This window comes from Cronobacter sp. EKM101R, from assembly GCF_963888145.1.
Taxonomy (GTDB): Bacteria; Pseudomonadota; Gammaproteobacteria; order Enterobacterales; family Enterobacteriaceae; genus Cronobacter; species Cronobacter turicensis.
Genome location: NZ_CAWPHW010000004.1, coordinates 91,067 through 108,332, shown reverse-complemented (window position 1 = coordinate 108,332; position 17,266 = coordinate 91,067). Strand labels below are relative to the sequence as shown.

Genomic DNA, 17,266 nt, shown 5'->3' with positions numbered 1-17,266 from the left:
GGCGGCGGGCCTCATGCCTGTCGCCGTAAAGGGGAACGCCGTTATTCCCGGCGTCCGATAATGTTTTCCACCTGATGCACGCTGTCAGGCGCCAGGTCGCGAATAAGATCCATGAAATTCATTTCAATCAGTCGCTGCACGCGCTCAATCATCAGCGGCGCGGGGTGGCTCGGCTCATGCCGGGCAAAATATTGCTTCACTTTCTCAAGCATTAACTGGGCGTCGTCGCGCGTTTGTAACTGCACGTTGCGCCAGTCGGTTTCCACCACGCGCGCCGGGGCGCTGGTCGTCGTGGCGGCAGGCGCGTCATCGGTCTGCGCCTGCGGGTCTTGCACATCCTGCGGCGCCTGGGTTTCGCCGCTCTGGCAGGCCAGCGCCACAATGCTGGTCAGCTTCTGGAGCTGCTCCATCTCCGGCACGCCGCTCTCACCGAGGTGGTTAACCAGAATGGTGCGGATCGTTTCCAGCCGCGTGTGGATCTGGACTATCGCCTCGATGCCCGGCTGATCGCCGCGCGCGAGTTCATCCACCAGCCGCGGGCGACCGCCCGGATAACCCGGACATTCGCTTTTGCTGTTGTCGAGCAACGACTGCGCGTCGCGCAGCGTAATTTCATCGCCGTTGCTGCGCAGCAGCGTGGCGGCGCGCAGCGTGCCGGTCAGGGCGGATTTATCGCCAAGGCCCGCCAGCGCGTTAATACGGTAGAACGGATCTTTTTCGCCGTACTCTTCCAGCAACGGATAGAGCGGCTCCCAGTAGCGCGTCAGCGCTTCCTGAATCAGCAGCAGCCCGTCGGCATAGCCCGGCAGGCCGCGGCGTTTGGCCCATGCGTGGGTTAGCGCCAGCATGACGCGCAGATCTTTGGTGCGCTCAAGCAGCGACAGGGCCAGCTTTTCAACTTTAGTCCAGTCCGCCGGCTCTGCCGGAATAATGGTGTCGCCGAACTGCTGTTCCGCCTTGCCCTGGCTTGCCTGTTCCATCGCCTGGTAATCGGCGTCGTACTCCAGGTTTTCGCCGCACGGCTGCTCCGGGCTCACCGGAGTAAGAAGGGTTTCAATATCCATCGAACTGCCTTATTCGAACATGGGCGGGTAGAGCCCGTGGCGACCCGGACGCGCACCGCCCGCCGGATCAAACAACAGCGAAAAGAGCTGCCCGGTAAAATTGCCGCTGTGCACATGCGTGTAGAGCGGATAGCCGTCGCTGCGATTAGTCCACCAGAAGCTGGTCTGACGCTGCGGTTCGAAGCACTCTGCCGCCTGACGCCAGCTCAGCGTCACTGGCGTCTCCTGATAACCAATCACATCCAGAATTTCCGAGCGATTCTCCGGCGCCGGCAGCGCGGGCGACGGAATGGCTAACACCGCCTGGTCGAGCTGTTCGGCGGAGAAGGCGTTGCGCACCGCGTGGTGCAGCACGCGACCGAGCTGCTGATACCAGTCTTCGGCCATCGCCAGATGCTGCGGCGTCCACTCGGCGGGGCTGAACGCCACCGTCGCGAGGAGCGGATACTGACGCCCTACGCTGTCGCGCCCTGGCATCAGGCAGCCCATCTGCACCTGCTGACTGCCGAGCATCGGGGGCACCACAAAATTCCAGACCGGCGCGCTGGCAAACTGCCGGTTGCCCGTCTCGCGCTGTTCATCCTCTTTCTGCCAGTTCAGCAGCCCCACCTGAAACCAGTGTGACCACTGGCGTTGCAGGGCATCGGGAAAACGGCGCTGGAGAAAGTCGCCGGCACTGGGCAGTTTCCCGTACCAGCTAATCGCAGGGTAATGACTCATTATCCGTTCCTTGCGGTTAAGGGCATGCGAAGCCAGGGAGCTGGAATGGGTTGCGGATACTGTTCGGCGTGAATTCCAGCGTCACGCTATGTCCGTCAACCGAAAACGTCGCCTGGCGGCTCAGGCTTCCTGCACCCGGCGCAATGCGGGCGCGATCGAAAAAGCGGTTCAGCGCCCAGGCGCCGTTGGTCACCAGCGTCGAGGTGGTGCCGTTGGCAAGCCCGAGCTGCATACGCACCTGATTCGTGCCGCCGCTGCCCGGCCAGCTCATCAGCTGGACCGCCTGCGGGCCGTGGCTGTAACGCAGAAGCTGACCGTCAACGTCGAGCGACAGCGTCAGGATGTCGTTATCCATTCGCACGGTGCGCACCGTCACGCGATAAGACGGCGTGGTCGCGCCGTTGGCGAAGAACGCGTCGCGAATGTATTGCGCCTGCTGGAACGGACGCAGCACCCCTTCGCTGCCCGGCAGCGTTTTCCCGTCGATGCCTGGCGTAAAGCGCCAGCGCTGCTGGGTGGTGTCGACTTTGTTAGTCAGGTTATCGCGAAAGAAACTGTCCATCAGCCCGGTGCCCGGCGCGAACATACGCGCCAGATCGTCCGGCGTCACTTCGCTGCTGGCGGAGCGCACCAGCGGATAACGGCCCGCGATCGCCTGGCGGCAGAAGCTGCCGACTTCCACGCTGATACGCTTACGGACGTTTTCCAGCTCACGCTGCTGGGTGTCGCTGCTCGCCCCTACCGCCATGCGGCTGAACATATTTTGCAGCCCGCCCGGCAGACGCCCGGCGCTCGCCTGTAAGCGGCTGATCGCCTCGCCCCCCGGCGGCGGCATACCGCTGTTGGCGGCATCCTGCACGGCGGTCAGGTAACGGTAGAGTTCATCGATTTGCTTGATGAAGTCATCAAACACGATAGCTTTGCCGCCTTTCTCCAGCGGCTGCGCCAGTTCGATGATAGGCGCGTAGTGATCGGTCACCACTTGTTCCGGCGTCTGCGGCGCGGCGGCGGCCGTGGTCGCCCCGCTTTCGCGGTCGCTGAACAGCGCTTCCAGCGTGCGGGTCGCGCGGTTGCCCTGCTCTTTCGCCTGCGCTTCGCCCGCCTGCGGCTCGGCGCGGGAGAGCGTCAGCACCTGGCTTAAGTTCATCACCAGACGGCGCAGCGGCGAGTTGCTGCTGGAGAGCACGCGGGCCGTGTTGATGCGCTGGTTCAGATCGGCGCTGTTGTTAAGCTGAATATCCGCCAGGTAGCTGTCCCACTGGCTGATAAAGTCACGCATATAGAGCTGGCGGACCGCGTTGTCCGTCTGCGTTTTATCTTCCTGCGCGGTGGTCAGCCCCAGCACCCATGCATCGTCGTCATGCAGCGAAGCCGTGACGTTATCAATCTGGCCGTTGAAGCTTTCCCAGTAGCCTTTCGGGGTGTAGAGCCCCGGCACGCCGTCGCTGACCGGCTTGCCGCTTTTGCGCGAAAAGACCAGTTCGCTCTGCGGGCCGCCAAGCGTGGCGAGCGACACCGGCTTTAAGTTTTCGTCGCGCTCCAGCAACCGTTTGAGGCGGCCATAGACGCGCAGCGACAGCGGCTTCTGGTTGATCATCGCCTGCTGGCGGCTAATCAGCGATTCGTCTTTGGCATACGGCGAGGTCTGGATTTGCGGCTCCAGCAGTTGCGTCAGGTGCCATTCGAGCTGGTTAAGCTGCGCCTGGGTGACGTTCTGCGGCAGGTTGCGCTCAAGATTGAGCATCACCCAGGAGTGCAGGAATTTGCCGTCGTAGTGCTTCGGCTGGTAAAGCATCTGGTACGCCTTCAGCGCTTCGTAGCTGTATTCCACGTCGCTGCCGTTGTCGTTGCGCACCCAGCCGGTGATGAGCTGCGCCACGGCGGGCATCAGCATCTCCTGGAGCGCTTTCTGGTAGAGCGCCTGCGAGGCGTCGTTGACGTCATCGCCGCGATAAAGCCCCATGCGATACGTTACCGGCGGCGAGTTCAGGTCAAACGCTTTACTCTTCGGCAGCTCCACCAGGCTGTTAAAGAACGGCAGCATGCTGAAGAGATCGCGCCCGGTGGTGGTTTGCAGCGCTTTGCTCTGGCGCTCGACGCCCGGCACTTTCCCTTCCACTTCCGCCAGGTAGTCTTTGTTATTGCCATAGCTCGTCAGCCACAGGCCGCCTAACACCAGTAACAGCGCTATCAGCGCCGCGTAGCCAGACCACAGCACCGCGCGGTTGCGCAGCTCCCACCAGCGGTTCTGCCCGGCGATGCCCGCTTCCTGGAAAATCACGTTCTGGAGCAGGTTTTTAATAAAGAAGCTCTGTCCTTTGCCGCCGGGGATCGGCGCCTCTTTGCTGACCGAATCCCAGTTGTCGCCCTCTTTGCCGCCTGACGGCAGCGACAGCGCGCGGTTGAGTTCGCCCATCACGCGGTCGAACGGCAGCCCTTCCTGGGTGCCGCTCGCGAGATAAATCCCGCGCGGCGAGAATTCGGTTTCAAAGTTAGAGCGGGCGAAGACGGTACTGAGGTAATCCGCGAGCAGCGGACGCAGCGCCGCAAACTCCTGCGGGAACAGATAACACTCGGCGCGCGCTTTCGGGTCGCTCTCCGCGAGCAGGGTATCCGGCAGGCCCGCGTCCAGACGCTGCTGGAGCAGCGCGAATTCCTGGGTAAACGCGCCTAAAAGGTCGAAATCGGCCTGTTTTGAGCGATCCCACGGGAACGTGAAGCCCCAGATCTGGTCGCGCTGCGCTTTATCGAAGCGCCCGAAGTAAGAACGAAAGCCTTTCAGCAGGTCGGCTTTGGTGACCAGCACATAGACCGGGAAGCGGATACCGAGCTGCTCATGCAGCTCGCCAAGACGCTGACGCAGGTTAACGGCCTGCTGTTGCGTCGCTTCCGGCGACTGGGTCAGCAGGTCAGAGACGCTGATAGTGATGATCACGCCGTTAATCGGCTGGCGGCGGCGGTATTTACGCAGCAAATCGACAAAGCTTAACCATTCACCGGCGTCCTGCGCCTGTTCGCTCTCCTGCGTGGTGTAACGCCCGGCAGTATCGAGCAGCACCGCTTCGTTGGTGAACCACCAGTCGCAGTTGCGGGTGCCGCCGATGCCGCGCAGCGCGGTTTTGCCAAAGCGATCCGCCAGCGGGAATTGCAGGCCGGAGTTAACCAGCGCCGTCGTTTTACCGGAGCCCGGCGCGCCGATAATCACATACCAGGGAAGCTGATAGAGATACTGCGTGCTGAAGCGCTGCGTCCACTGGCCGCGCTGGCCTGGCGCGTTGAAGTGCGCTTTTTTGAGGATCTGCGCGGCTTCGTCGAAACGGTCCGCCAGCACCTGATCGTCATTGCCGAGGCGCTTGAAGTCGCCGCCCTCTTCCGCTGGCTTGCCCTCGTTGAGTTTGTCCATCAGCTTGCGGTTCAGCCAGGCGTTGTAGAGCCGCGGCACGATGTGGCTATGTACCCAAATCAGGTAGATAAGCGCAATGCTGATGATACGGTTGGTTTCCGACTCCAGCGGGCGGCTGTCGACGATAGACAGCAGGGGCCCTATCATCCAGACGACCGCCGACAGCGCGGTAACGCCCATGAACCCCCACAAGATGCGGTTGGTCACTATTGAAAGGAGAATATTCAGCATCCTTAGTTTCCTTGCGGCAATCCGTTCAGCTCGGCCAGAGTGTTATCCGGCGACACCAGCAGAGTTATCTCTACACGGCGGTTGCGGGCGCGGTTTTCCGGCGTATTGTTCGGAGCGATAGGGTCCATCTCGCCACGGCCCTGCGCTCTGACGCGGCTCGGGTCGGCGAGGTGCGCCTGGAGCATTTTCTGTACCGATTCGGCGCGCGAGAGCGACAGCTCGTAGTTAGAAGCGAAACGCGCGCTGCGGATAGGCACGTTGTCGCTGTAGCCCACCACGAGGATTTTGCCGCTGACGTTGTTCATCGCCTGCGCCACGCGGTCGATAACCGGTTCATAACGGTCACGCACTACGGTCGAAGCGGACGCGAACAGGCCGTCGCCTTTCAGAATCACCACGCTGCGGTCGGCTTCGTCGCGCACCGCCACCAGACCGGCTTCAATCTCCGGACGCAGGAAACCGCGCAGGTTAAGCACTGGCGCCACTTCGCGCGCGGGCTGCTGAACGGTGACTTCCGGCAGCGGCGTCTGGTAAATCTTCGCCAGCACCGGGCTGGTGTTATCGCCAAGCCGCCAGTTGAGAATGATAAAGAACAGACACGCCAGGAAACCGGCCAGCGCCACGCAGGCCCACAGCGGCACCACAGGACGCCAGAGCTTGCGCAGCACCGGCTGATCTTCCGGGTGCGGCGAGAGCGGCGGCGGGTAGCTGCCGCGCACGCTGCGAATCATCTGCCACAGGCGCTGTTTGATGGTCTCAAGCTGCGTGCGGCCGTTGTCCATGACGCGATAGCGCCCTTCGAAGCCGAGCAGCAGGCAGTAGTTGATCATCTCCAGCAGAAAGATGTGCTCGCGCGGGTTTTGCGACAGCCGCGCCAGCAGCTGGAAGAATTTCTCGCCGCCCCAGGTTTCGTTGTGGAACGTCACCAGCAGACCACTGCCGGACCAGACGCCACGGCTGCCCCACGGCGTGAGCGCTGCCGCTTCATCGAGCGCCGTACACAGGCAGTAGCGCGCGCCGACGATCACTTCGTAAGGCAGCGCCGCCTGCTGGCAGCGCACTTCAAAGCGGCGGATCTCATCGATCAGACGCTGGCGCAGCCCGGCCTGATCTTCATGCGAAACAGAATGACGAATCTGCGGGATCGCGTTAAGCAGCGGGTTGGCCGCCGCGACCAGCGGATTGTTACTGCTGGCGCCGGAAAGAATGGCATCGCTGCCGGTGGCTTGTGGTTCCATAGTGAGCGCTCGTCGTGTTATTCATTCGTACTGCGAATGGCCCAAAACTCCATATCAAGGCCCGGGAATTCACCGGCGAGATGCAGCGCGAACGCGCCGGATTTTTCCATCTCTTTCCAGAGTTCGCCGCCCTTTTCCAGTTCGAAATAGCTGTAGCCGGCATGCCACGGGATCTGCGGCGGCGCAACCGGCATGGCGCGCAGCACCATACCCGGCAGTTGCAGCTGCACCAGATCGCGAATTTTGGTGACCGGCGCGACTTTCATCTGCGCCGGGAAGTGCGTTTGCAGCGCCTCGCCCGGCACGTTGGCTTTGACCGCCAGCACGAAACCGAACTCGCGCACCATGTTGCTTTCCGGCACGGTGGCGACGTTAAGCCCGTGCGAACGCTCGGTGAGCGGCAGCTGAATGGCGCTTTCTTCCATCACCAGCGACAGGCCCTGGCGCAGCATCAGCGTCAGTTTGCCAAAGCAGCCCGCCAGGTTGTCATGGTCGTAAACCGGCAGCGTCGCATCCGGCGCGCGCTGCGCCGTCCAGGTGGTGAGCTCGCAGGCGAACGCCAGCCAGTCGCGCCACAGGGTTTCCGGGTGCAGCAACGGCAGCGTTTTTAAATGCGTGACGTGGCCCAGATGATGGTTAATCAGCGACAGCAGCATGAACTCCACCATCTCGGAGGTATTAAACCGGCCCGGCTGGCGCAGACGCTGACTGATTTGCTGGCTGCGCTGGCCGAGCAGGCCATGCAGATCGTTGAGCATGCTGTAGAGCGGCCCGCTGTTGATGGCGTTAAGCATCGGCGGAATGTAGCTGGTGTCGAGGCGCACCTGGTTGTCGTTGCGCTTTTCGATGACCTGCGCGACGCCAATGGCGGTCCACTCGGCGGTCAGTTCGCTCTCCAGCATCAGCTTGAGACGCAGGCGGCCGAACTGCACCGTCGCCGCGCCCACCGCCAGCGCGTTGTCGTCTTCCACCTCTTCTTCAAAGGTGGCGTAGCGGGCGAGCGAATCGGCCGCCTCGCTGAAAACCACTTCTTCGCGTCCGGCGCGGCGGGCGGGCAGCGCCAGCACCACGCGCTCGTGCGTGAGGTTATCTGGGATGGCGAGCGGCGCCGGGCCGTGGCGGGCGTCGCGGAAAGAGAACGGCGTGCCGTCCGGCAGCAGACCGCTGGCGTAGCTCAGCGCCACGCGTCCCTGACGCAGCATCGCCTCGTCAAATTCCAGATCGAGAAATCCCCAGAGATACGGACGCTGCAACGAACCCCATTCGCGGATGTGATGTTGCAGGAAACTTTCCGCACGCTGGAAGTGGTGCGGACGCAGGAACATCCCTTCGGTCCAGACCACTTTTTCTGCTTTGTTCATACTGGTGTCCTGTAAGGGCGCTGATTATTCGTTGATGACGCGGATCCCGTTGACGTCAAGAAACACTTTCGCCTCAAGTTCGTCGGATGACCATTTCCAGAATTTGTAAATACTGGAGTCCGTGGGTGCGGGGAGCGGGAGCGAGATTCGCCACTTCTTGCCGTCCAGCGCCTGATATTCCGCCATCACGCCGATGTAGCGCGCGTCAAGCGAGCTCTGGCCGCTGAGGGTTTTATCCAGCTGGCCTGGCATCAGGAAGAACTCGTCGCTGTTGAGCAGGTTGGCTCCCAGCACGGTCTGAGCATTGTTTTGCAGCGAAAAGAAATCGGCAGACATAAAGTCGGCATCGGATTTCAAAAGCAGCACCCGGACTTTCAGCGGGGCGGAATTATTAATTTGCGGGTGAGCCTGAAAATGCAGGCTGTACTGGGAAGGAACGCTGCGTGAAGACGATAAGCAGCCGCTCAGTAAGGTGAGAGCGGCAATCAAAAACGCCAGGAAGCCCTGGCGTAAAACGGTACGGTTTTTCATGAGGTGTGGCTCATTGAATCAGGATTAATCAATAACCCAGGTTCCGCTTTTGGTGTTTTTACAGGCTTTGCTATTGCCATCCACCGTCACGCAGTTGGCTTTGGCTGCTTTACGGCGCAGTTTCGGGATCTGTTTATTGACGGTCGCGTCATAAAGATCGCTTTTCACTGCCGCGCGCAGCGGAACATAACCAATCAGTTGCTCTTCGCCCTGATCGGCCAGCGCCAGCCAATGGCCTTCAACCTGGCCCAGTACGTTATAGGTCTTGCCAGTTTCCAGTTGACGAACGACTTTGCCGCCGAAATCAGGGCGGGTCATGACCGACGCCGGGTACATCGCGCGGTACTCTTCGTTAACAGGCTCGAACTCTTTAGGCGGAGTCACCGCGTGGCGGTGGGTGAGCGTGACGCCATTAACCACACTGGTCACGATAGTGTCATCCGTAACGGCAGGAGGCGGCGCTTTACAACCCGCTACGCCTAACACAAACAGCAGGGCTAATACGATTCGCATATTCATCGATGGTTTCCGTTGCAAATATATTCTGTATACAAAGAAATAACGGCTTCTGGATTCAGGCTATGACTAAAAAGTTGTCATTGCCAGTGAAGATTATGCCATTTCGGTGAAGGAATTTCATTTTCTTCAGAGATAGCTACCGCACGGGCTTTACCGAAGTAAACCCGGACGTTTTACGCATATTTCTGAGGCAGAGCGAGAAAATTCTACATAACCCTGATGACAATTCAACACCAGGTCTGGCGGGCATTCTGGTGAAAACAGCTGCCTGTTTAATTCAATAGCGCATTTTTAGGAATTTTCCGCCCTTCAGCGCACGAAATAATCGGGCAAAGAATAAATATATCGAATCGAAATTATTTGTTTTGATTATATTAAGCGATTGATTTACAAGTAAAAGTAACAGCATTGCGTAACGCTTTATGAGGGGGGCATGGGGAGAGAAAGCGGGCCGGGAATGTCTTAGGATTAATCTGAAAACACATTATTAAGAAGGCGTGAATATATGAAGCTACCATATTTAGTGGGTGCGGAAATTCACGCTAAAAAACACACTGCAGGATCTTAAGTAAAATTTCATTAAATAATGATGACAGCAAATAGTGCTAATGCATTTGCGTTTTCCCAAAAACCTATTTGCCTGGAAAGCATAAATGCAGTTGATTGCGCTTTTTTGTCATCAGATTTTCCTTACAAACAGTGCGAAATATGTCGTGCATGTCGCTTTTTTACCCTGCCTTTCGCTACGGATGTGAATATTATTACGCGTGATTATTCCGGAAGGGTCAGGTCGGCTTTGCGTATAACGCTTATGAGGCAGGGATGAAAAAAAACCCCGCCGGGGCGAGGTTTTTTTCAGTTACTGTTGCGGTTGGTAGCCGCAAAGCACACTGTGTTACGTCAACAGGGTAACTATACGATGAAATGCGCGCACCCGCAATTGGCGCGCGGCGCAGCAGTGGCTTTTAATCAGTATGGTCCAGCTCTCCCTTTCTTGTCCAGAAAATACTGTTCATTTATACAGTGTTTATCTATAATGATGTTGCTGTCACAGCGTGCGATACGGGGCCGCATTTAAACGGGCGCAATAAAGAGTCCTGGCTGAAACGGGTGGTGCCGTCAGTGCCTTAACCCCGAGAGAGCACACTGTGTTACGCCAACAAAACAACTGGCAACAGGCAGCGGAGAGGTACGCCAGTTGGTGCTCCTTTTACCAGAGGAGACGCGTATGAGCGGAGTGGATTTGTTTATCCTTATCCTGAAACTCATTGTTGCAGTCCTGCAACTGCTTGATGCTGTCCTGAAGTTCCTTCGGTAACTCAGGTTCAGGCCGCACCAAAGAGGGGCGGGCAACCGCCCCTCTTTAACACGGTACATCCACCAGGAGGGAACGATGTCAGGAATCATCTCTATCAGGTCTGTCACCCCGGTCGGCATCGATTTTGACCGGCTGCGTGAAGAGAGTCAGGCGCTCGGCTTCACTATGCTGGACCGGCTCGCCGTCCACTGGATGGACGGCAGCAATGCCTTCTCCGCCCCCGGCGAACAGCTGCTCGGCGCATTTCTTGGCGACGCGCTGGTCGGCGTCGGCGGGCTGAACCGCGACCCGTTTGATACCCATCCTCGCGCCGGACGCGTGCGCCATCTTTATGTCAGCCATGCGGTACGCCGCGTCGGCGTCGGCAATCAGCTGCTGGTGACGCTTGCCCATCACGCCCACAGCGCTTTCGATTATCTTAATATCCGCGCGCCGGAATCCGCCTTCAGCTTTTATTTACAGGCTGGTTTTCTGCCGATGGATCACCCGCATATCACGCACCGGCTGACGCTGCCGTCTGCGGCCTGAGGCGCGTCGCGGCTTCCCGCCGTGGCGTCATTCACCGTGGCAATAAATCTTTCCGATAAGTGTCCGTAAAAGCTGCCTGCCATGAATCGCGATGCCGTGACAGTTGACTGGATAATCCCCGCGTATGCGGTATATTTCTCTCGCATTTAATATCCATACAGAGATATATCCTGTTTCCTTCACCTGTGCATATCGAATAACCATGATGAGAATGTTCGCTAACCGTCATTTGTTAATGATGTTGATCCTGCTTGTCGCCGTCGGGCAGATGGCGCAGACGATTTATATTCCGGCCATCGCTGATATCGCGCTGGAGATGAACGTCCGTGAAGGCGCGGTGCAGAGCGTGATGGCGGCGTATCTGCTTACCTACGGCGTGTCGCAACTGATTTACGGGCCGATTTCCGACCGCATCGGACGCCGCCCGGTCATCCTTACAGGGCTTTTGATTTTTATCCTGGCGACGCTGGTGGCGCTGGAGGCGCAAAGCCTGCCGGTGCTGATCGCAGCCGGTTGTTTACAGGGGATGGGCACCGGCGTGGGCGGCGTGATGGCGCGGACCCTGCCGCGCGATCTCTATGAAGGCCCGGCGCTGCGCCAGGCGAACAGCCTGCTGAATATGGGGATTCTGGTGAGCCCGCTGGTGGCGCCGCTGCTCGGTGGTCTGCTGGATACGCTCTGGGGCTGGCGCGCCTGCTTCGCGTTTCTGCTCACGCTTGCCGTCGTGGTCACGTTTTGCATGTTCCGCTGGATGCCGGAAACGCGCCCGGTACAGGCGCAGCGCCCTCGCCTGCTGGCGAGCTACAAACTGCTGTTCGGCACCGCCAGCTTTAACTGCTATCTGATTATGCTGGTTGCCGCGCTCGCGGGCGTGGCGGTATTCGAAGCCTGCTCCGGCGTGCTGATGGGCGCCGGGCTTGGGCTGAGCAGCCTCGCGGTGAGCGTGCTGTTTATTCTGCCGATCCCGGCGGCGTTCTTCGGCGCCTGGTTTGCGGGGCGCACGCATAAGCGCTTCACCACACTGATGTGGCAGGCGGTGTTGAGTTGCCTCTCCGCGGGCGTGCTGATGTGGCTGCCGGGGTGGCTTGGCATCATGAATATCTGGACGCTGATTATTCCCGCCGCGCTCTTTTTCTTCGGCGCCGGGATGCTGTTCCCGCTCGCCACCAGCGGCGCGATGGAGCCGTTCCCGTTCCTCGCAGGCACCGCCGGCGCGCTGGTGGGCGGCCTGCAAAACTGCGGGTCCGGGCTGCTGGCGTGGTCATCCGCGCTGCTGCCGCAAAACGGGCAGTTTAGCCTCGGGATGCTGATGACGGCGATGGGTGTGCTGATGCTGGCGTGCTGGCTGCCGCTGGCGCACCGTGAGCGGATGCCGGAGCAGACGATTTAACGCGAGCATGCCCCGGCGCGCTGTCAGGGGCGCAGGTCGGGTTCATCATCGCATCCAGCAGGGCGGCCTGCGCGGGTCGCCAGGCGCCCTCTTCCCCGTCGTAAAACTGACTGGCGGCATTCAGCGCATACGGAATGCCCGCCTTTTTCAGCTCGCAGGCCATAAAACTGGCGAAGGCGAGCGTCGCCGCCGACGGCGTGGTTTTCACCGTCTGCGCTGCCGACCAGCCTCCCACCCAACTGACGTGACCGGTTTTCTGCTGCCAGCGTCGGGCGCTGTTAATGCGCTCGCGGATCGCCGCTTTTTCCGCCGCGGTGCCGGACGTCCACGGGTATTTGCCATTCGCGCGCAGCGGCCCCCACGGGAAAATATGCCACTGGGCCAGCACGTAATGGCTGCTCTGGGGCGGCAGTTTCAGCGTCGGGAGATCTTCCGGCACGGCGCGAAAGCGTGGCGCGATAAATATCATCCGTTGCGCATCCACATGGTGAATGGTTTTGATCGCGTCGCCATACAGCCGGTTGAGCAGCTGCGGGTTGTGGTTGAGCTTGTCGGCAGGCTCATAAATCAGATCGAACCCCAGCAACGGATGTTCGCTGCCAAAGTAGTTCGCCACGGCGCTCCACCAGGCCACCACTTTCGCGGCGTTCTGCGCGCTTGGGTCTGCCTTAAACGCGTCGGCCTGATAAGAAATAATCGGGATGATGTCGTAGCGCTCGCAGGCTTCGACGATTTTGCGCAAATGGATCAGGCGCTCTTCGGTGGCGTCGCTCGCCACCCGCACCCGCACGTGGCGAATGCCGCGCTGCTGAAAATCGCGTACCGCCAGCGGATCGAACTCGCGGATGCCGCGCTCGGTGCGCGCCCAGTCGACATCCATGCCGACACCCAGCTGCGCGCTGTAGCGCTGGGCCGTCAGCGGCTCGCCGTCGCTTGCAGGCGGCGCGGCATGGGCGGAGGTAAAAAGCAGCAGGAAAGCGAGGGGGAGCAGCGTTTTCATGGCGACCGTATCGGGAACAGGAATCAGGAATATGTAGCACGGATCCGCGCAGGCCGGGTAGTCTGCGGATGTGTTATTCGGAAAGCAACTGCATCAGCGCATGGAGATGCGTCACCACAAAGAGCAGCGCCAGCGCGCAGACGGCCAGCGCAATCGCCAGTTTCGCCCGCACCTGACCGGGCGCAGAAAAATCCTCGTGCACCAGCGCGGTCAGGTGGCGTTTGCGGGCATAGACGTAAATCATCCCGGCCACCGCCGTAAGACACCCCAGCGCCAGCCAGATAAGCAGACCCGCATTATTCCACGCATGGCGCAGCGCCAGGGCCAGCAGCGCGCCGTAGCCAAGCAGCGTGCGAACCCACGCAAGCGACGTGCGCTCCGGTTGCAGGCCCGGATCGCGCGGATTACCCGGCATAAAACACCACCAGCATGACTGCCAGCGCCACCACGACCAGCACGCCGCTGATAAACGCCAGCATGCGGGTATAGGGCAGCTCCGCTTTCAGGCGCATCGCCTTTTCGTTGCGCAACCAGCGCAGATAACCGTAAATGGCGAGCGCCCCCGCGAAGAAACAGAGCAGCAGCGATACGGCCTCGCGTACCACCGGCGTGGCGAAATCCGGCGCCAGCTGATCGAGCCCGACGCCCGCGGCCAGAAACCCCAGCGCGGTGCGCACCCACGCCAGAAACGTGCGTTCGTTGGCCAGCGAAAAGCGATAGTCCGGCGCCTCGCCGAGACGGGAAATTTTCATGACGGCTCCCTGTTTTACCTGTGCACGCTCAGCATAACGTAAAACGGGCGTCGCAGAGGAGCAGAAGCGGCGCGACCGGCACCGTGATGATGCCGGTCGGTAAGGCGGGGCGTAACGTTAGTGCAGTTCCGGCCAGTAGTCTTTGTTAGCCTCAATCAGATCGTCGAGAATCGCTTTCGCGACCGACGCGCTGGGAACGGTTTTCGACAGCGTGATCGCCTGCCACAGTTTCTGCCGTGAGCGCTGCTCCCAGGCGTCCACCACCAGTTTCTCCACGGCCACCTGCTGGCTCATCAGCCCTTTCTGGAAATGCGGAATATCACCGACCGTTAGCGGCTCCGGCCCGTTTTTACCGACCAGGCACGGGATCTCGACCATCGCATCGGCGTCAAAGTTATGGATAGCGCCGTTATTCGGCACAATCAGCAACATGCGCGCCTGGGTGTTAAAGGCGATAGCGGTCGCCAGATCGACGATATACGAGGCGTGTTCGTCTATCTCCAGCTCGCCTGCCGACGAGTGGCCTGCGGTGATAATGGCGCGGCACGCGTCGAACACCTGTTTTTCGCGATGCTCCATGACTTCGTTGGCGCGGGTGTGCGTCGGGTTGGAATGCGCCACGACGTAATCCGGAAAGAGATAGTATTTCAGGTAGGTGTTCGGCATGGTGTCCGGATCCAGCGCCTGCACATCTTTCGCTTTCGCGAAGGTGTCGTTCCAGCTCGCTTCGGTATGCGCGTCCTCTGAAGGCGGTACATAGCCATGCTGCGCCACATACTCGCGCAGCCTCGGCATCAGATCGTTGCCGTCCAGGTCTTCAATCGATGTCCACCAGCCAAAGTGGTTGAGACCGTAGTAGCGCACGCGCATCTCTTTGCGGCTGTCCAGACCGACGATTTTCGCCATCCGCCCTTCAATGCCAATCGGCATATCGCAGATGTTGAGAATTCTGGCATTCGGGCGCAGGCGACGGGTGGCTTCCGCCACAATCGCCGCCGGGTTGGAGTAGTTCAGCATCCAGGCGTTCGGCGAATATTGCTCCATATAATCCACCAGCTCCAGCACGCCGCCGATAGAGCGCATCCCGTAGGCGATCCCGCCCGGGCCGCAGGTCTCCTGGCCGACCACGCCATGACGCAGCGGAATTTTTTCATCCTGTTCGCGCATCGGGTATTTGCCGACGCGAATATGCGCCATCACAAAATCCACGTCGGTGAAGGCCGTTTGCGGGTCCGTGGTGTAGGTAAACTCGATCTCCGGCGCCTGCTCCTTCAGCAGGATTTTGCACGCTTCGGCGATGATCTCCTGACGCGCGCCGTCGTTGTCATAGAATTTCAGCGCGCGCAGCGGGAAGCGATCGCGGTTAGCCAGCAGCATCAGAACAATGCCGGGCGTAAAGGTGCTGCCGCCGCCTGCGATGACAACTGAGAATTTTTTCATGATACAGCCTCCGTCATGGGGGATAGTGGGTTCGTGGAAGGGGTTTTCATCAGCGATTCAAGCTGGTCGCGCACCTGAGGAACGTGCAGGCCGACAATCACCTGGATGCCATTGCCGCGACGCACCACGCCGTGGGCGCCAAGGGCTTTGAAGGCGTCGTCGCTCTGGGTTTGCGCCATGTCGATGAGCGTGATGCGCAACCGGGTGGCGCAGTTATTGATGCTTTCGATGTTTTCCGCGCCGCCGAGCGCCTGAAGGAAACCAGCGGCCTGACCGGCAGCGGAGTGCGCCGCCGCCGTGGTCTGCCCGCGCGCGGCGCGGTAATCGGCTTTGCTGTAGAGCTTGATGTCGCTCTCGGCGCGGCCGGGCGTTTTGAGGTCGAAGCGCAGGATAAGCGCTCTGAAGACGATGAAGTAGAGCGCGGTAAATCCGCAGCCGATGCCAATTTGGGTGAACACCATCCCGGCATGGTTATGGAACATCGGGATCCAGTTCTGCGGCAGGAATTGGTCAAGCAGGCCGCCGCCCATGTTGCCCACGACGCCGAAGACATACATCAGCGTCGCCATGGTGGCCGCCAGCACCGCGTGCACCGCGAACAGCAGCGGAGAAATAAACAGGAAGGTGAACTCCAGCGGTTCGGTGATGCCCACCAGCACCGCCGTTAATGTCGCCGGGATCAACAGCCCCGCCACTTTGACGCGGTTTTCCGGCGCGGCGGTGTAACAGAGCGCCAGCGCGATGCCCACCGAGCCGAACACTTTCGAGTTGCCGTGGAGCGCAAAGCCGCCTTCCGGGAACAGCGATTTGAGCGGCGCCGTGCTCTGGCTGAATTCCTGCAAATGCTGCGCCCAGTAGACCTGAATGCCGCCTTCCACCGCCGCCGGGCCGAAGATAAACGGGCCGTAGACGAAGTGGTGCAGCCCGGTAGGGATAAGAATGCGCTCAAGGAAGGTGTAGACCCAGACGCCGAGCGCCCCGGCGGAGCGTAAAAACGCCTGTAGTGACTCAATGCCCATCTGCACTTTCGGCCAGCCCAGCAGCGTGAGCCAGGCGCAGGGGATCATCACAAAGAACGCGATAATCACCACAAACGAGGTGCCCTGAAAAATACCAAGAAAGACCGGTAACGATTTTTCGTAATAACGGTTATGAATGGCCGTCACGAGCCCGGAGATAACAATCGCGCCGATAATGCTGGTATCCAGCGTTTTAATGCCGGCAATGAGCGTTAACCCGCTGCCCGCGACAGGGTCGGCCGCGAAATTCACGCCAAAGAAATGACCCCAGGTCATGCCCATCGCGTTAATAAAGTAGTTCCAGGTCAGAAAGCTGATGAGCACAGCCAGGCAGGCCCGGCCCTGCGCCTGACGCGCCAGGCCAATCGGCAAGCCGACCGCGAAAATCAGCGGCATATTACGAAACACCGCCCAGCCGCCCTCTTCGATAATATGAATAATCTGTGCGAAGAGGTTATCGGGCGCGGTTAATGCCTCGCCCACAAACAGCGGATTTTGCAGCATGATGGCAAGGCCGACGACCATCCCGGCGAAAGGGAATAACAACACCGGGGTAAACATGGCGCCGCCAAATCGTTGTATTTGACTGAGCATTTTTACATCCTCATGTAACAACCTGTAGGGTTTGAGGCCTTAATGATTTTCTGGTGGCCTGGAGTGAGCATAAAAACTAACCCTGCCGCGAACATGGCGCGCCGCTGCGATCCGTGATCGCATTCATGGTTTTAATTTGGGCACTCAGGTCTACTTTC

General features: G+C 59.8%; 15 protein-coding genes. 3 read left to right on the top strand and 12 right to left on the bottom strand.

From position 1 onward, the window contains the following. Positions 1–41: 41 nt before the first annotated feature. The 7 genes from tssA to AACV31_RS05705 are packed head-to-tail and all read right to left on the bottom strand — an operon-like array spanning position 42 to position 9,067. Positions 42–1,064 carry a type VI secretion system protein TssA gene (gene tssA, locus AACV31_RS05735; protein ID WP_161589933.1) on the bottom strand — a complete coding sequence of 341 codons (1,023 nt, stop codon included), beginning with the start codon at positions 1,062–1,064 and terminating at the stop codon, positions 42–44. Between the two features lie 9 nt (positions 1,065–1,073). After that, entirely contained in the window at positions 1,074–1,784 is a 711-nt protein-coding gene (tagF, locus tag AACV31_RS05730) for a type VI secretion system-associated protein TagF (protein ID WP_007765908.1), read from the bottom strand. A 16-nt stretch (positions 1,785–1,800) separates the two neighbouring features. Next, positions 1,801–5,418 (bottom strand): type VI secretion system membrane subunit TssM, encoded by a 3,618-nt coding sequence (tssM, locus tag AACV31_RS05725; RefSeq protein WP_165156505.1) that lies wholly within the window; start codon positions 5,416–5,418, stop codon positions 1,801–1,803. 2 nt (positions 5,419–5,420) lie between these two features. After that, on the bottom strand, positions 5,421–6,656 hold the full coding sequence (locus AACV31_RS05720) for a DotU family type VI secretion system protein (RefSeq protein WP_007703845.1): 1,236 nt from the start codon (positions 6,654–6,656) through the stop codon (positions 5,421–5,423). Between the two features lie 17 nt (positions 6,657–6,673). Then, positions 6,674–8,017, bottom strand: a complete 1,344-nt coding sequence (tssK, locus tag AACV31_RS05715; RefSeq protein ID WP_165156503.1) for a type VI secretion system baseplate subunit TssK — start codon at positions 8,015–8,017, stop codon at positions 6,674–6,676. 24 nt (positions 8,018–8,041) lie between these two features. Continuing rightward, positions 8,042–8,548 carry a type VI secretion system lipoprotein TssJ gene (gene tssJ / locus AACV31_RS05710; protein WP_007765905.1) on the bottom strand — a complete coding sequence of 169 codons (507 nt, stop codon included), beginning with the start codon at positions 8,546–8,548 and terminating at the stop codon, positions 8,042–8,044. Positions 8,549–8,572: 24 nt separating this feature from the next. Then, on the bottom strand, positions 8,573–9,067 hold the full coding sequence (locus AACV31_RS05705; RefSeq protein ID WP_105582349.1) for a hypothetical protein: 495 nt from the start codon (positions 9,065–9,067) through the stop codon (positions 8,573–8,575). 1,228 nt (positions 9,068–10,295) lie between these two features. On the opposite strand from AACV31_RS05705, the gene tisB reads away from it, so the two are divergent. The 3 genes from tisB (at position 10,296) to emrD (ending at position 12,303) form a co-directional block, all read left to right on the top strand. Further along, positions 10,296–10,385: a type I toxin-antitoxin system toxin TisB gene (gene tisB / locus AACV31_RS05700; RefSeq protein WP_032803729.1), complete on the top strand. Its 90-nt coding sequence runs from the start codon at positions 10,296–10,298 to the stop codon at positions 10,383–10,385. Between the two features lie 75 nt (positions 10,386–10,460). Then, complete coding sequence (locus AACV31_RS05695) at positions 10,461–10,913, top strand: GNAT family N-acetyltransferase (protein ID WP_165156491.1); 453 nt, start codon at positions 10,461–10,463, stop codon at positions 10,911–10,913. A 211-nt stretch (positions 10,914–11,124) separates the two neighbouring features. Then, the gene (gene emrD, locus AACV31_RS05690; RefSeq protein ID WP_165156527.1) at positions 11,125–12,303 is read left to right on the top strand and encodes a multidrug efflux MFS transporter EmrD; all 1,179 of its coding nucleotides are present in this window, start codon (positions 11,125–11,127) and stop codon (positions 12,301–12,303) included. Here the strand turns inward: emrD and AACV31_RS05685 are convergent. The 5 genes from AACV31_RS05685 to AACV31_RS05665 form a co-directional block, all read right to left on the bottom strand. Further along, positions 12,206–13,303: a cellulase family glycosylhydrolase gene (locus tag AACV31_RS05685; protein ID WP_165156489.1), complete on the bottom strand. Its 1,098-nt coding sequence runs from the start codon at positions 13,301–13,303 to the stop codon at positions 12,206–12,208. The genes emrD and AACV31_RS05685 overlap by 98 nt on opposite strands. 73 nt (positions 13,304–13,376) lie before the next feature. Further along, a complete protein-coding gene (locus AACV31_RS05680; protein WP_075199354.1) occupies positions 13,377–13,718 on the bottom strand; it encodes a DUF202 domain-containing protein in 342 nt (113 codons plus the stop codon). Continuing rightward, the gene (locus AACV31_RS05675; protein WP_007765897.1) at positions 13,708–14,055 is read right to left on the bottom strand and encodes a YidH family protein; all 348 of its coding nucleotides are present in this window, start codon (positions 14,053–14,055) and stop codon (positions 13,708–13,710) included. The genes AACV31_RS05680 and AACV31_RS05675 overlap by 11 nt, the downstream gene beginning before the upstream one ends. Positions 14,056–14,172: 117 nt before the next feature. Then, positions 14,173–15,495 (bottom strand): 6-phospho-alpha-glucosidase, encoded by a 1,323-nt coding sequence (locus AACV31_RS05670; protein ID WP_007765894.1) that lies wholly within the window; start codon positions 15,493–15,495, stop codon positions 14,173–14,175. Beyond that, the gene (locus tag AACV31_RS05665; RefSeq protein ID WP_165156487.1) at positions 15,492–17,108 is read right to left on the bottom strand and encodes an alpha-glucoside-specific PTS transporter subunit IIBC; all 1,617 of its coding nucleotides are present in this window, start codon (positions 17,106–17,108) and stop codon (positions 15,492–15,494) included. The genes AACV31_RS05670 and AACV31_RS05665 overlap by 4 nt, the downstream gene beginning before the upstream one ends. Positions 17,109–17,266: the final 158 nt, after the last annotated feature.

Excerpts from the sequence above, each read along its gene's own strand:
- tssA (WP_161589933.1), bottom strand. The coding sequence starts at position 1,064 with ATGGATATTGAAACCCTTCTTACTCCGGTGAGCCCGGAGCAGCCGTGC.
- tagF (WP_007765908.1), bottom strand. The coding sequence starts at position 1,784 with ATGAGTCATTACCCTGCGATTAGCTGGTACGGGAAACTGCCCAGTGCC.
- tssM (WP_165156505.1), bottom strand. The coding sequence starts at position 5,418 with ATGCTGAATATTCTCCTTTCAATAGTGACCAACCGCATCTTGTGGGGG.
- AACV31_RS05720 (WP_007703845.1), bottom strand. The coding sequence starts at position 6,656 with ATGGAACCACAAGCCACCGGCAGCGATGCCATTCTTTCCGGCGCCAGC.
- tssK (WP_165156503.1), bottom strand. The coding sequence starts at position 8,017 with ATGAACAAAGCAGAAAAAGTGGTCTGGACCGAAGGGATGTTCCTGCGT.
- tssJ (WP_007765905.1), bottom strand. The coding sequence starts at position 8,548 with ATGAAAAACCGTACCGTTTTACGCCAGGGCTTCCTGGCGTTTTTGATT.
- AACV31_RS05705 (WP_105582349.1), bottom strand. The coding sequence starts at position 9,067 with ATGAATATGCGAATCGTATTAGCCCTGCTGTTTGTGTTAGGCGTAGCG.
- tisB (WP_032803729.1), top strand. The coding sequence starts at position 10,296 with ATGAGCGGAGTGGATTTGTTTATCCTTATCCTGAAACTCATTGTTGCA.
- AACV31_RS05695 (WP_165156491.1), top strand. The coding sequence starts at position 10,461 with ATGTCAGGAATCATCTCTATCAGGTCTGTCACCCCGGTCGGCATCGAT.
- emrD (WP_165156527.1), top strand. The coding sequence starts at position 11,125 with ATGTTCGCTAACCGTCATTTGTTAATGATGTTGATCCTGCTTGTCGCC.
- AACV31_RS05685 (WP_165156489.1), bottom strand. The coding sequence starts at position 13,303 with ATGAAAACGCTGCTCCCCCTCGCTTTCCTGCTGCTTTTTACCTCCGCC.
- AACV31_RS05680 (WP_075199354.1), bottom strand. The coding sequence starts at position 13,718 with ATGCCGGGTAATCCGCGCGATCCGGGCCTGCAACCGGAGCGCACGTCG.
- AACV31_RS05675 (WP_007765897.1), bottom strand. The coding sequence starts at position 14,055 with ATGAAAATTTCCCGTCTCGGCGAGGCGCCGGACTATCGCTTTTCGCTG.
- AACV31_RS05670 (WP_007765894.1), bottom strand. The coding sequence starts at position 15,495 with ATGAAAAAATTCTCAGTTGTCATCGCAGGCGGCGGCAGCACCTTTACG.
- AACV31_RS05665 (WP_165156487.1), bottom strand. The coding sequence starts at position 17,108 with ATGCTCAGTCAAATACAACGATTTGGCGGCGCCATGTTTACCCCGGTG.